This window comes from Allocoprococcus comes, from assembly GCF_013300725.1.
Taxonomy (GTDB): domain Bacteria; phylum Bacillota; class Clostridia; order Lachnospirales; family Lachnospiraceae; genus Allocoprococcus; species Allocoprococcus comes_A.
Genome location: NZ_JAAIMM010000019.1, coordinates 21,700 through 34,577, shown reverse-complemented (window position 1 = coordinate 34,577; position 12,878 = coordinate 21,700). Strand labels below are relative to the sequence as shown.

Genomic DNA, 12,878 nt, shown 5'->3' with positions numbered 1-12,878 from the left:
GTATTGGAATTTCTTTTATTTATCAGCGTCTTCTGCAATAATTTTGATCTTTCCACTGTTCAGCTCATCAATTGCAATAGAAAGCGGCTTTTCGCCGTCCTTAACAGGAACAAGCGGCATCTCGCCGTCAATGATCTGTCTCGCTCTCTTTGCTGTTGCAAGAACGATAGAATAACGGCTGTTGACAATCTTAGTTGCGCCTTCTTCCACGTCCTGATTTACTACTTTCATCAAATCGGTATATGATGGATGTAACATAAATTCTGCTCCTTTCTTACAGTTCCTTCAGTTCTTTTCTGATATCATCTATAAAGTCAGCATTCCGGCTCACCCGGTCATGCTCACCCTGAATAATACTGTGCATCTCTTTTGCGCAGCGCTCCAGGTCATCATTGATCACAAGATAATCGTACTTCTCTACGCCCTGTGATTCTTCTACTGCCCGCTTCATTCTCGAATCGATCACTTCTGCGGTCTCGGTTCCCCGTCCTACCAGTCTGTCTTTCAGTACCTGCGCACTCGGCGGAGTCACGAACATCAGCAGGGTATCCGGATACTTTTCTTTCACCTTCAGTGCTCCCTGGATCTCAATCTCAAGGATCACATCCTTGCCTGCTTCTAACTGCTCCATAACATACTGTTTCGGAGTTCCATAGTAATTTTCTACATATCTAGCATACTCTATAAGCTCATCACGCGCAATCATTTTTTCAAATTCATCTTTGGTTTTGAAAAAATACTCTCTTCCGTCTTCTTCCCCGACACGAGGCTGACGCGTGGTTGCAGAGATTGATAATGCATAATTATCATAGTCCTGCATCAGCTTTTTCATCAATGTTCCCTTACCGGCTCCGGAAAATCCGGATACTACGATAAGGATTCCCTTTTTTTCTCTCATAATCAGTTCTCCTGCATACTCAGACATTGAAATGTTATTTTAACACATCTTTTTACATTTTTCAAAGCTTTATTCAATATTTTGAATCTGTTCACGTACTTTTTCAATCTCGGTCTTCAGATCGATCGCGTAATTCGATACTTCCAGATCATTTGCCTTGGATAAGATCGTGTTCGCTTCCCGGTTCATCTCCTGAGCGATAAAATCAAGCTTACGGCCGATTCCTTCGGTCTGTTCCAAAGTTTCCTTCATATGCTTGATATGGCTTTTCAGTCTTACCACTTCTTCATCTGTACAGATCTTGTCAGAGAAGATCACAACCTCAGCGGCGATCCTTCCCTCATCAATCTGGGTATCTTCCAGAAGCTCTTTCACCTTTGTTTCCAGCTTCTCACGGTACTCGGCAACGATCTGTGGCGAGCGTTCTTCCACTTTTCCGACAACCTCCAGCATACCGTCCAGTTTGCCGATGATATCCTTTTTCAGGTTCTCACCTTCCGCTGTCTTGGTCTGTACGAACTGCTCACAGGCACCCTTCATTGCCTTCTCAAGTCCGTTCCAGAGTTCCTCTTCATCTGCGGACTGTTCTTCCATCGTAAGCACTTCCGGACAACGTGCCAGTGTGGATACCCGGATATCATTGTCCAGGCCAAAGTGTTCTTCCATCTGTTTAAAACTTTCCATATATTCTTCTGCCAGCTTCTGGTTATATTTTAAAGTCATCTGGCTTTCTGTCATATCTTCATACCCGATGAAAATATCAATCTTTCCCCTCTGCACGTACTGCTTGAGCAGATTGCGGAGTGCCGACTCAAAGAAATTGAGCTTTTTCGGCATACGGATATTCACATCCAGGTAACGGTGATTAACCCCTTTCATCTCTACGGTAAATTTGCGGTCTGCTTCGGCGATCTCACACCGTCCAAAGCCTGTCATACTTTTTATCATTTGATTTTCCCTCTTCTTACTGACCTTTTAAGGGCCGTTTTACTATCGATTATTATAGTTCATTTACACTTACTCGTCAACCGGGTGACGGGGCATTTTCACTTGTCTATCTATGCCTCTCTATGCTATAATGAGCCCATTGAAAAAAGAATGTGCCCTGGCATATTCACGGATAAATATGAGGTGAATTTTTAAAATGGCTTTTGATGGAATTACAATTTCAAATATCGTAAAAGAATTAAATGATACGATCCTGAACGGACGAATCGCCAAGATCGCACAGCCGGAAAATGACGAACTGCTTCTCACGATCAAACCTGCGAAAGGGCAGGTGCGACTGGTCATCTCCGCAAGTGCATCCCTGCCGCTGATCTATCTGTCCAGAGATAACAAACCAAGTCCTATGACTGCGCCGAATTTCTGTATGCTTCTGAGAAAACATATTGCAAATGGCCGCATCGTAGGCATTTCCCAGCCTTCCCTGGAGCGGATCATCCGCTTCGAGATCGAGCACCTGGATGAACTTGGAGATCTGTGCCGCAAATCCCTGATCGTTGAGATCATGGGCAAACACAGCAATATTATTTTCTGCAATGAAAAGGGAATGATCATCGACAGTATCAAGCATGTTTCTGCTCAGATGAGCTCTGTGCGTGAGGTCCTTCCGGGCAGGGAATATTTTATCCCGGACACCATGAAAAAGGAGAATCCGCTTGACATTCCGGAAGAGAATTTCACACAGGAATTACTCTCCAAACCGATGCCTGTCGGCAAAGCGATCTACAACAGTTTTACCGGGATCAGTCCGGTTGTCGCCGAAGAGATCTGTCATCTCGCAGGGATTGATTCTTCCATTCCGGCATCTGAGATGTCTGCCGATCTGCTTTCCCACCTGTACCGGCAATTTACCTATTTTATGGAGCAGGTGACAGAAAGAAAATTCTCTCCTGCTATTTATTATGAAGGAAATGAGCCAAAAGAGTTCTCCTCTCTTCCACTCACCCACTTTTCCAACTATCAGGTGAAATCCTTTGACTCGATTTCTGAAGTCATCCGAACTTATTATTCTTCCCGTGATCTGATCACCCGGATCCGTCAGAAATCTTCGGATCTCCGCCGTGTAGTACAGACGGCACTTGAACGAAACCGTAAGAAATATGACCTGCAGTTAAAACAGCTCCGCGATACGGAAAACCGTGATAAATACAAGGTATACGGCGAGCTGATCCACACCTACGGCTACAATCTGGAGGATGGTGCAAAAGAACTGGAAGCACTCAATTATTATACTAACGAAATGATCAAAATTCCGCTGGATCCACAGAAAACGCCACAGGAAAATGCAAAAAAATATTTTGACCGCTACAATAAGCAGAAACGTACTTTTGAAGCACTGTCCGAGCTGATCAAAGAGACCAAAGATGAGATTGATTATCTGGAATCTGTCAGCAAGTCACTGGATATTGCGCGGAGTGAGGACGACCTGATCCAGATCAAGGAAGAACTGATTGAAAGTGGATTTATCCGCAGAAAGCAGTCTTCCAAAAAGGTGAAGATCACAAGCAAACCGTTCCACTATATTTCTTCGGACGGTTTCCATATGTATGTTGGAAAAAATAATCTTCAGAACGAAGAACTGACCTTCCATTTTGCAAATGGCGGGGACTGGTGGTTCCATGCGAAAAAGGCACCGGGTTCCCATGTCATCGTCAAAACTAACGGGGAAGAACTTCCGGACCGTACTTTTGAAGAGGCGGCAAGACTTGCGGCACATTATTCGAAGAATTCCGGGGCTGAAAAGGTGGAGGTTGACTATGTGGAGAAAAAGCAGGTTAAGAAACCGAATGGAAGCAAGCCGGGGTTTGTGGTGTACTATACAAATTACTCGATGATGATAGATAGTGATATTTCCGGGATACAGGAAGTGTTGTAAATATGGGTTGTGACACCGCCAGAGAAGAATAAAATCCGACACATTCCAAGTTGTGCAAACCATTCCGATGAGCCTCTTAGGGCGAGAATCGTGTTCAGCAAAGGCTTCCACGATTCTTGAGTCTCATCTCCATTGCACAAGATAGGAATGTGGCGGATTTTATTCTTCTCTGGCGGCGCTCGAATTTATTGAATACACTTGAGTGTTCCTGAATGCCAGAAGTGAATCATGGTGCTGTGGCGGGGATGTACTTTGATGGTGAAAGTTTTATGAAAATATTTTTTGGATTTTTAGAAGTTTGATTATATAAAGACCAGCCAACCAGTTCTTATATTTTTCATTGGAACTATTTGGCTGGTTTTAGTATTTTTTTAATAATTCGATATCAGTATTTACTTGATCTCGTATACTTTATCTAACTGTGCCATGCATGCCTGAATTTTTTGCATTCCGTCCTCATCGGCTGGGGCTCCGGAGAAGTAGAAAGTGACTTTGCCTGATTCTCCCGGGGTGGTTTCTTCCGGGAGAACTCGTTTTAGCTGGCGGAGGGTGCCTTCGTTGCCGTCTACGAAGTGGATTTCTCCCGGGAAGATTTTGCGGAAGGACTGTTTGAAGTAATTGAAATGGGTACAGCCGAGTACGACTGCGGCGTACTGGTTGAGGGTATAGTCCTGAAGGCTGTTTTTTAGGTATTCATCTATTTCCGGATCCTGGAATCTTCCGGCTTCTGCAAAGCGAACCAGCTTTGGAAGGGGCGCAAGGTCGACTTCATGCTCGGTGTCTACTTGTTCCAGAAGGTTGTGCAGTTTTTCTCCGGCGATCGTAACCGGAGTTGCTGTTACCAGGATCCGTTTCTGCATATCCTGATAGAGTTTGAGCGCACGCTTGACTGCCGGTTCCATGCCGACGATCGGCATGGCAAATTCGCCTCTGAATTCTTTGGTTGCCACGCTGGTTGCCGTGTTGCAGGCGATCACAATTGCATCGACATCCTGCGCAATCAGGAAGTTCAGAACCTCTTCTACATATCCTTTGATCTGTTCCCTTGTCTTTTCTCCGTATGGAACATGCTTTGTATCCGCATAATATACAAATTCTGCTTCCGGCATTTTTTTCAGTGCGCGGTGAAGCACTGAAAGTCCGCCGATTCCTGAATCATATATTCCGATTTTCATTGGTGTTACCTCGATTTCTTATTGTCTTATCTGATGATACCAAGGTCAAAAGGTCAGAAAGCCGATGCAAGCTTGCTTGCAAGAGGCTTTTTGACCTCTTGACCCGCCAAAAACATGAGTAAGTAGTCATTTTTTTAAGAAAAATGAGCGGATTACGAATGTTTTTGAGGATTGCGAGAGTGCAAAGCACGTAGCAATCTGGTATCAAAGGGGGCAAAATATCTTTTGACCCCAACATCATCATCTGATTTAAAAAGTCAAAATCCGTATAAATCCTTACTCGACTTAAAAATCAAAATCTGCATAATCTTCCGGAAGGAAACGGTGATAAATGATATGGCATCCTTCATCCTTGAAGCAGTAATAATACTTGTCCTCGCCCTCTTCAAAACGGATCATCCGGTCAAATTCTCCATTGTCCATCGGTTCTGTCACAATCCTGTCCGAATGTGAACAGAACAGTGCTTCGATCTCTTCCATCGTGCAGCCATGCTTTGCGACAAGCTCCACCAGCTCTTTGATAAATTCATTCGGCTTCATATTTGCATGCACATATTCGGATGCCTTGTCCGATAAAGCAAAGCAAAAACGGTCCTTTACATGTGTAATTCCGACTTCCCCGAAAATATCTTCTGCTGCTTTCGGAAAATCTGCAAGGAGTTCCTGCATCTCTTCCGCATCTGCATTCGCCTCCATAAAATGATTCAGTGAACTGAGCGGATAATAAAGCCGGATCATCTCTTTCCGATATCCGAGCTTTGCCTGTTCTTCCTTCACCAGATCGATTAAACTTTTTTCCAAACGCTCGTATCCCATATATATTAAAACTCCTGTCTTGGTAAGATAATGTCTGTCTGTTTCTGCAAACAAAGATATTTTAGCACATTCTTTTCATTTTCGCCACTCACACCGTTGAAGAATTCCTGTAATTTCGTTATCATAAAGGAAATATAAGTTATTTTCTATGATCAAGGGAATTTACTATGCATTCAATCAGTCTCAACAACTATTTCCCTCCGATAAAATTTTATCATTCCAATAGTAAAATTACTTTCTACATGAAAACCTTATTTAAAGAGAAAAGCATCATTTATTGAGCAAAAAATAAAACTTAAATATTCAGATATGAGGAGGTTAAAACTATGGACGAGCAGACAATCAAAGAACGGATCACCGCGCAGCGCGAATTTTACGCGACCGGCGCAACACTTCCGCTTTCTTTTCGATTAAAACAATTAGAACAGCTAAAACTTGCACTCAAACGCCATGAACAAGATCTGTACACAGCGCTAAAGGCGGATCTTGGAAAAAGCCGGATGGAAAGCTATATGTGCGAAATCGGGCTGACACTTTCTGAACTTACCTGGATGCAAAAGCATTTACCAAAGCTGATGCGCTGCAAAACCGTGCCGACTCCACTGGCGCAGTTCGCCGCCAGAAGCTTTCAGGCGCCATCTCCATACGGAACGGTGCTGATCATGAGTCCCTGGAATTATCCGGTACTGCTCACTTTAGAGCCACTGATCGATGCGCTCGCCGCCGGAAATACAGTCATCCTGAAACCAAGCGCCTACGCTCCACGCACCAGTCAGGTTCTGAGCCAGCTTCTCACCGAATGTTATCCGCCAGAATATGTAACAATGATCACCGGAGGCAGAGAAGAAAATCAGGCACTCTTAAACCAGCGTTTTGACAAGATCTTTTTCACCGGCGGAAAAACGGTCGGAAAAGAAGTCCTTCGTCATGCTGCCGAATACCTGACTCCTGTCACTCTGGAGCTTGGCGGAAAAAGTCCGTGTATCGTAGATTCCACCGCGAAAATCCCACTCGCTGCAAGACGGATTGTATTCGGAAAATATCTCAACTGCGGACAGACCTGCGTTGCTCCGGATTATATCCTCTGCGATGCTTCCATTCGCGACCAGCTGCTTCAGGCACTGGAAAAAGAAATCCACCGGCAATTCGGCAAACAGCCTCTGCAAAATCCGGATTATGGGAAAATCATCAACGAAAAACATTTTCACCGGCTGCAGAACCTGATTGCCACCGATAAGCTAGTCTGTGGCGGTGAGTCCGATCCATCTGCCCTGCGCATTGCACCTACGATCCTGAAAAATGTCACCTGGGACGATCCGGTTATGGGCGAAGAAATCTTTGGACCGATTCTTCCGGTGCTTACTTATTCGAACCTGGATGATGCGATCCGGCAGATTGAAGCTCATCCGCACCCGCTTGCGCTCTATCTTTTCACTGAAGATTCTGCTGTGAAAAAGAAAGTCCTTGCCAGATGTCATTTTGGTGGTGGATGTATCAACGATACCATTATCCATCTTGCTACCAGCCAGATGCCATTTGGCGGTGTCGGAGAAAGCGGCATGGGATGCTATCACGGAAAGGATGGATTTGCATGTTTTACCCATCAGAGAAGTGTTGTAGATAAAAAGACCTGGATGGATCTGCCAGTACGGTACCAGAAGTACCGGTTCTGGAAAGAGAAAATGCTGAGAGGCTTCCTGCGCTAGGATTAGCGCGGGGAGGACTTCCCAGCAGATAAAAATTAACCATCCACACATATCATTTAACAAACAGCATCTCAGTTTATCCTTTTCAAATTCATTATTCCCTTTGTATTAGTACTCCTAAATCCATAAGCACACAGGAAATCATAGACAATATTCTAAATGTATCAGATTCCCGAAAAATTTTTTCCTGTTCATCAAAAACCATACCATTCGTATTGTTAAATTCATCTAAATCAAGAGGTATTTTCTTTTGTTCTAGATACTTCAGCATTTTCACCCCTGCATGTATAATATTTGCTTTACATATTTTATTCATTGAAATAGTCTTAGCATGTTCATTAATATATTTTTTCGCATCCGATCACGGTCAAATAAATAATAAATAGCTGTATTATCAATATCAAACTCATACTTTTCGATCAACTCTTCATATATTTGATCCAAATATTCTTCACTATTAATTGACGAAATATTAGATGTTTTTGTATTAACAACAGCAACTATACTATGTTTATCTCCTTCCCGAACATAATATTCTTCTCTTTCACGCCTTTTTTCAATTTGCGTATATCCAAGCACATCTACAAATATTTTTTTCATCAAACTAAATTCATGCTTACTTCCTTCAACAATCAGCAACACTTTACCAACACGTTTATTTTCTATCAATTCCATACTCAGGTACTCCCCCAAACACTCCGCTCAGATACATTTTTTCAAGATTTTGTGCCGCTCTTGGCTGCTCATCTGAAAAACGTTTTATTTTACTTCCCTCTTTTCCTTCCATTTCTACTGCATAAATCTGATCAGGTCTCAAAATGGAATTTGACAATAAGTTCGTTGAATGTGATACAAAAAATAACTGCATACCCTTTCCATTTCTCATAATATATCTAATAAGTAATTCCTCTAATTTATTGTGCAATCCACTACTAAATTCATCAATTAACAACATTCCTCCGTTTTCTACAACAGAAAGAATAGCTGGCAATATATTAATAAGTGTCTGGTTTCCCGTAGACTCCATAAATATAGGGAGTGGTGTTTCTATTCCCTGTCTTTCAAAAAATACCATTTTCCCTTCATTCTCATCTAATTCAAAACGTAGCCCTTCTTTTTCAACAACTTTTTCATATTGAATAGCAAATTGAAAATTATTGTCTTCAAAAAACTTATTTATATGATCTGTTCCATTCTCCTCAAGATATTTATTTACAGAAAGGCTTTTTCCGTTATACGATACAATTCTTCTCGAATATGCATTGATATACACTGATTTTTTTAATTCATCAAACCACTGAATCAGTATTTTGTTTCCTGCAAATTTTGTACTAAAATAAACTCGTTTTAAGAAAAGTAAAGTATCATCTACTTCGTGAAAAGACTTTTCCTCTTCTAATTGTAATCTTACATTCTTTTTTACACGTTCTATCACTATTTGATCATCAACTGTCAATCTCTCTTCTATAAACACATTTCTATCAAAAGAAAATTCATATTTAATTTCATGATTGTCTACATCAAATTCAAATTGTAAACTTGTTATTTTCTCCGTTGAAAAAAGACAATTATACATTACCAATGATATATCTCTATCTTTAAACAATAAATCCAGCATTAGCTTTATTGGTTGTAATGCTGTTGTTTTCCCTGAAGCATTATCTCCTACAAAAAGCACTCCTTTCAAGTTCTTTCCTTCCGTATTTTGCTCTAATAATTTATAATTCGTTTTTGTATAATCAAAAATAGTTTCATTCTTAAAACACTTGAAATTCTTAGCAATCACTCGTTTTAACATATTTTTTCCCTTTCTTTTAATTTTGATCGTAATTTTTTTACGCTTATAGTTTATCATATACATTTATTTTATACAAGTGCTCACTTTTTAAACAAAATTCTCCATGTTATCATAAAATAAATAACTGATTAACTTTTTCATCGAAAGGAGTACCACATGTTTTGATCAGATTTCCCCGCACCAACTGAAAAAATGCTATTTTTTAAATGGGTTAATCTTTCCGGTAGAAAATCCAAGTCCTATTCTACTCATTCAACGAAAACCAGACTTTCTAAATATATGGTTAAAAAAATTTTTGTGTCCGTATTGACTTCATATCATACTCACTATACAAATTCGGCAGCAATCCTTTCCAGAACTGCTGCCGAACTTCCTTTCTTATCCGCGGTGTGCTCTCTCGCAACAATAATAACAACCATCCGCATCCGGATAACCATTTCTTTTTGCATAAGCTACCGCATCAATCTCATCAGCATGCCACCCTAGGCTTACCTGATTATATGCTGCCGGTCTATGTCCGCATGTTGTAGTATGCACTTCATTGTAACGACCATCCGTCTTTTCTCTGTTAATAATATAACTTGGCATCTGTAACACCCCCTTTCTGTTGTTAAAGAAAGTGTATCACTTATGCCATTTTCTTTGGTGTGCTGTCAGCACACAATACCTCTCTAATTACTGATTGGTATAATGATCAAAATAACCACTATCAGAAATACCATCGGCCACAAAAAATATCCGATCCACCGAAGATATTTATGCTCCATAAAAGGTAATTTATTCCGTAAACCAAGATAATTTCCGTAAAATGCAACCGTCAATAATGCCCAGATAAGAAATGCCAGCCGATTACTCCACAAAGCAAATCCTGTAACAGCATTACCATCCTTTTGCGTGACCTCCAATGATATACCAAGCCAGAAAATAAAATAATATCCTAATATTGCAGATACCATTTTCCAGATTGTTCCTGTCCGGAAACCAACCGGTAAAAACGGCTTCATCCACCGTCCCTTTCGTGGAACTTTTTCTACCCCTGTTTTTTCTGCATTATAAAAATAACGATTGGTTGTCCATGATAAAACTTTCTGAAGTTCTTCTCTCAGTGCTGTCGCAGTCTGATATCTGCTGTCCGGTGAAAACTCTGTACATTTCCGTATAATACCAGACATCACTTTTTCTCTGGGACTTTCAGCTATATACAAATACTCGTCCGGATATCTTTTTGTAAGCAAATAGTTCATCAATACACCCATTGCATATATATCCGTTCTGGCATCTGACTGACTAAACCCAAACTGCTCTGGTGCGGCATATTTCCTGGTTCCGATAATAACAGTATCATTATCTTTACCATCCTCATATTGCTTTGCTGTATTAAAATCAATAATTTTCAAATATCCATTTTCCTGTATCAAAATATTCTCCGGCTTTAAATCCCTGTGTATAACAGGCTGCGGAAGATTATGGAGATGCTCTAATACATCGCAAACTGTCAGCATCAAACGGCAGACCTCCTCCAATGAATAGACTCCTTTTTCTTCCAAATGCTCTGCCAGAGACTCTCCTTGCACATATTCCTCTACAATTATCAGCTTTCCGTTATCTTCCACACATTCGATAATTTTAGGAATATGCGGATTCCCACAATCCTTCAGATACTCATAGACTTCCCTGCAGTAAACCTCCTGCTCCTTCATCACAAAAATATGCCCGTTCTCCACATGCTGCACCAGAATCACATTTTTATGTGTACTGATATCTGCTATCTTTTTATAATAAGACAATCTGCATTGTTCCTCTAATGTCATACCACCCTCACCTCTTGTTATTTCTGTAAAAATCCTTTATGATAATCATAACATTTATTTTTACTTTTATCTACAATAAGGAGCTTTACTATGAACCCGAAAAATGAAACCAGAACGACTGCTTTATTTCAGGAATTAGACGAAATTTCTAAAGGTCAAAAATCCTATACAACCTTTTTAAATCACCAAAAAAATGAACAGAACTATCTTTCTCTTAAGGATTATATCGATGATTACTTTTTTCAGCACCCGGATATCACCCCTTCTGTTATTATCCAGGATTCTAATCTGAGTAGAAACTACGTCTATCCAATCTGCAACGGTACAAAACATCCAACAAAATACAAATTAGTCGCTTTCTGCATTGGTGCGCATATGACCTTAAAAGAAACGCAAAAAGCTCTTACTCTTGCAGGATGCTCACAACTTTATCCTAAAATCCCTGTTGATTCCGGAATTATCATTTGCATCAATCGAAAGTGTAAGAGCGTGACAGAAGTTGGGTTGTTTCTTAGTGAAAATGGACTGGAAAGTCCATTTTAATCTGGATGATTGTTCCCTTGTCTGGTTTCTTATGTAAAAAGTTTTCACAGTATCATTTGCAAATAGTGATACCATGAAACCTTTTTCCGTAAAGTTTCCATTCTCCAACTGCTCCGGCCCCCTGCGCTACATTAGTATCCAATATCTCATAGTGCAATCCTATCGCCCCTCAGAACATTCGTTTTATCTCAATTATACACAACCTGAAACCTGATTCCAATAGCAACGCACAATATTTTTATCTGTTTTCCATTTAGCTCCTCTTGAGCGCACAATAATGTTGTGCTATTATAAGGCTGTCAGATATTGAGCAGAACGGTCTGACCAAGGAGGAAACACTATGGCTAAACAATCAAAAAAAGCCGTTGTTACTGTAAAACGATCATCTACTTCCAGCTCTGTTGTTCACTTTTCACAGACAGATAAAAACGAACAGCCTGAATTTGCATTCGGTGCAGTGATCCGCAAGTACAGAACGCAAAACGAACTGAGCCAGCCAAAGTTGGCGGAGCTTCTGGGAGTGTCGCGTAACACTATCACAAACTGGGAAAATGACCGTGCCCGCCCGGAAGTGGAAACCATCCGGGTTCTTTGCAGTATGCTCGGAATTCCTCTTTATGAGCTATTTGCTCTGCCAAACGGTTCCCAGCTGTCTTCCCATGAAAAAGTTGTGTTCGGACAGTACCGAAAACTGAGTCCCGTCGGCCAGCGCATCGTAGACCGGATGATCGAATCCGTCATGGGTGAAGAGCAGGATGCCCGTGACAGATACCTGGACGAGAATTATTTCCTATCCGAGTTGCAGTCTACTCCTGCTGCCGCAGGTTCCGGCTGTGCTTTTATCGACACACCACCGGAGTATATGTTTATAAAGAAAAACGGATACAACGAATCTGCTGATGCGTTGATTCGTGTATCCGGTGCAAGTATGGAACCACAGTATCATAATGGCGATCTGGTATATGTAAAGTATACTCAGTCTATTGAAGATGGTGATATTGTTATCTGCTCTACTGCAGATGGTGCCGTCATCAAGCAGATGCTGAACCACAAACTCTACTCTTTAAATAAGGCACTCCCCTACGGTGAAAAGTCTGAAGATGATCATGTCACAATCGTCGGTAAGGTTCTCGGAAAGGTAAGCCCGCTGGAACTTCCTGCTGATGATGACATTCCTCTACTTGAAGAAGTAAAAGCCCAGGAAGTCCGGGAATTCAAGAAGAAGTATGGATTGCTGTAAGAGGTGCCCA

General features: G+C 41.1%; 14 protein-coding genes. 4 read left to right on the top strand and 10 right to left on the bottom strand.

Annotation, left to right across the window (positions count from 1 at the left end; translation table 11 throughout):
- Nucleotides 1-15: 15 nt before the first annotated feature.
- From rpoZ to G4407_RS10960, 3 genes are all read right to left on the bottom strand, one after another.
- Complete coding sequence (rpoZ, locus tag G4407_RS10970) at nucleotides 16-258, bottom strand: DNA-directed RNA polymerase subunit omega (protein ID WP_022220478.1); 243 nt, start codon at nucleotides 256-258, stop codon at nucleotides 16-18.
- Nucleotides 259-274: 16 nt separating this feature from the next.
- On the bottom strand, nucleotides 275-898 hold the full coding sequence (gmk, locus tag G4407_RS10965) for a guanylate kinase (RefSeq protein ID WP_117556048.1): 624 nt from the start codon (nucleotides 896-898) through the stop codon (nucleotides 275-277).
- Nucleotides 899-967: 69 nt separating this feature from the next.
- Nucleotides 968-1,846: a YicC/YloC family endoribonuclease gene (locus tag G4407_RS10960; protein WP_173688906.1), complete on the bottom strand. Its 879-nt coding sequence runs from the start codon at nucleotides 1,844-1,846 to the stop codon at nucleotides 968-970.
- 196 nt (nucleotides 1,847-2,042) lie between these two features.
- On the opposite strand from G4407_RS10960, the gene G4407_RS10955 reads away from it, so the two are divergent.
- Nucleotides 2,043-3,779, top strand: coding sequence for an Rqc2 family fibronectin-binding protein (locus G4407_RS10955; RefSeq protein WP_173688905.1), 1,737 nt, complete (start codon nucleotides 2,043-2,045; stop codon nucleotides 3,777-3,779).
- A gap of 392 nt (nucleotides 3,780-4,171) precedes the next feature.
- Here G4407_RS10955 and murI read toward each other — a convergent pair whose 3' ends face one another.
- Nucleotides 4,172-4,954 (bottom strand): glutamate racemase, encoded by a 783-nt coding sequence (murI, locus tag G4407_RS10950; protein WP_173688904.1) that lies wholly within the window; start codon nucleotides 4,952-4,954, stop codon nucleotides 4,172-4,174.
- A 285-nt stretch (nucleotides 4,955-5,239) separates the two neighbouring features.
- Nucleotides 5,240-5,770 carry a DUF3877 family protein gene (locus G4407_RS10945; RefSeq protein WP_173688903.1) on the bottom strand — a complete coding sequence of 177 codons (531 nt, stop codon included), beginning with the start codon at nucleotides 5,768-5,770 and terminating at the stop codon, nucleotides 5,240-5,242.
- 326 nt (nucleotides 5,771-6,096) lie between these two features.
- On the opposite strand from G4407_RS10945, the gene G4407_RS10940 reads away from it, so the two are divergent.
- Entirely contained in the window at nucleotides 6,097-7,476 is a 1,380-nt protein-coding gene (locus tag G4407_RS10940; protein ID WP_173688902.1) for an aldehyde dehydrogenase, read from the top strand.
- Nucleotides 7,477-7,570: 94 nt separating this feature from the next.
- Here the strand turns inward: G4407_RS10940 and G4407_RS10935 are convergent, their stop codons facing one another.
- From G4407_RS10935 to G4407_RS10915, 5 genes are all read right to left on the bottom strand, one after another.
- Nucleotides 7,571-7,747: a hypothetical protein gene (locus G4407_RS10935; RefSeq protein ID WP_173688901.1), complete on the bottom strand. Its 177-nt coding sequence runs from the start codon at nucleotides 7,745-7,747 to the stop codon at nucleotides 7,571-7,573.
- 41 nt (nucleotides 7,748-7,788) lie between these two features.
- The gene (locus tag G4407_RS10930) at nucleotides 7,789-8,151 is read right to left on the bottom strand and encodes a hypothetical protein (protein WP_173688900.1); all 363 of its coding nucleotides are present in this window, start codon (nucleotides 8,149-8,151) and stop codon (nucleotides 7,789-7,791) included.
- A complete protein-coding gene (locus G4407_RS10925) occupies nucleotides 8,132-9,274 on the bottom strand; it encodes an AAA family ATPase (RefSeq protein ID WP_173688899.1) in 1,143 nt (380 codons plus the stop codon). Before G4407_RS10925 ends, G4407_RS10930 begins: the two co-directional genes overlap by 20 nt.
- A gap of 378 nt (nucleotides 9,275-9,652) precedes the next feature.
- Nucleotides 9,653-9,862: a hypothetical protein gene (locus G4407_RS10920; protein ID WP_173688898.1), complete on the bottom strand. Its 210-nt coding sequence runs from the start codon at nucleotides 9,860-9,862 to the stop codon at nucleotides 9,653-9,655.
- Nucleotides 9,863-9,945: 83 nt separating this feature from the next.
- Nucleotides 9,946-11,085 (bottom strand): serine/threonine protein kinase, encoded by a 1,140-nt coding sequence (locus tag G4407_RS10915; protein WP_173688897.1) that lies wholly within the window; start codon nucleotides 11,083-11,085, stop codon nucleotides 9,946-9,948.
- Nucleotides 11,086-11,175: 90 nt separating this feature from the next.
- On the opposite strand from G4407_RS10915, the gene G4407_RS10910 reads away from it, so the two are divergent.
- On the top strand, nucleotides 11,176-11,628 hold the full coding sequence (locus G4407_RS10910) for a hypothetical protein (RefSeq protein WP_173688896.1): 453 nt from the start codon (nucleotides 11,176-11,178) through the stop codon (nucleotides 11,626-11,628).
- Nucleotides 11,629-11,968: 340 nt separating this feature from the next.
- Entirely contained in the window at nucleotides 11,969-12,868 is a 900-nt protein-coding gene (locus G4407_RS10905) for an XRE family transcriptional regulator (RefSeq protein ID WP_173688895.1), read from the top strand.
- Nucleotides 12,869-12,878: the final 10 nt, after the last annotated feature.

What these genes read in the sequence shown, in the direction of transcription:
- G4407_RS10940 (WP_173688902.1), top strand. Translation starts at nt 6,097, where the DNA reads ATGGACGAGCAGACAATCAAAGAACGGATCACCGCGCAGCGCGAATTT.
- G4407_RS10945 (WP_173688903.1), bottom strand. Translation starts at nt 5,770, where the DNA reads ATGGGATACGAGCGTTTGGAAAAAAGTTTAATCGATCTGGTGAAGGAA.
- G4407_RS10920 (WP_173688898.1), bottom strand. Translation starts at nt 9,862, where the DNA reads ATGCCAAGTTATATTATTAACAGAGAAAAGACGGATGGTCGTTACAAT.
- murI (WP_173688904.1), bottom strand. Translation starts at nt 4,954, where the DNA reads ATGAAAATCGGAATATATGATTCAGGAATCGGCGGACTTTCAGTGCTT.
- G4407_RS10915 (WP_173688897.1), bottom strand. Translation starts at nt 11,085, where the DNA reads ATGACATTAGAGGAACAATGCAGATTGTCTTATTATAAAAAGATAGCA.
- G4407_RS10910 (WP_173688896.1), top strand. Translation starts at nt 11,176, where the DNA reads ATGAACCCGAAAAATGAAACCAGAACGACTGCTTTATTTCAGGAATTA.
- G4407_RS10905 (WP_173688895.1), top strand. Translation starts at nt 11,969, where the DNA reads ATGGCTAAACAATCAAAAAAAGCCGTTGTTACTGTAAAACGATCATCT.
- G4407_RS10925 (WP_173688899.1), bottom strand. Translation starts at nt 9,274, where the DNA reads ATGTTAAAACGAGTGATTGCTAAGAATTTCAAGTGTTTTAAGAATGAA.
- G4407_RS10960 (WP_173688906.1), bottom strand. Translation starts at nt 1,846, where the DNA reads ATGATAAAAAGTATGACAGGCTTTGGACGGTGTGAGATCGCCGAAGCA.
- gmk (WP_117556048.1), bottom strand. Translation starts at nt 898, where the DNA reads ATGAGAGAAAAAAAGGGAATCCTTATCGTAGTATCCGGATTTTCCGGA.
- G4407_RS10930 (WP_173688900.1), bottom strand. Translation starts at nt 8,151, where the DNA reads ATGGAATTGATAGAAAATAAACGTGTTGGTAAAGTGTTGCTGATTGTT.
- G4407_RS10935 (WP_173688901.1), bottom strand. Translation starts at nt 7,747, where the DNA reads ATGCTGAAGTATCTAGAACAAAAGAAAATACCTCTTGATTTAGATGAA.
- rpoZ (WP_022220478.1), bottom strand. Translation starts at nt 258, where the DNA reads ATGTTACATCCATCATATACCGATTTGATGAAAGTAGTAAATCAGGAC.
- G4407_RS10955 (WP_173688905.1), top strand. Translation starts at nt 2,043, where the DNA reads ATGGCTTTTGATGGAATTACAATTTCAAATATCGTAAAAGAATTAAAT.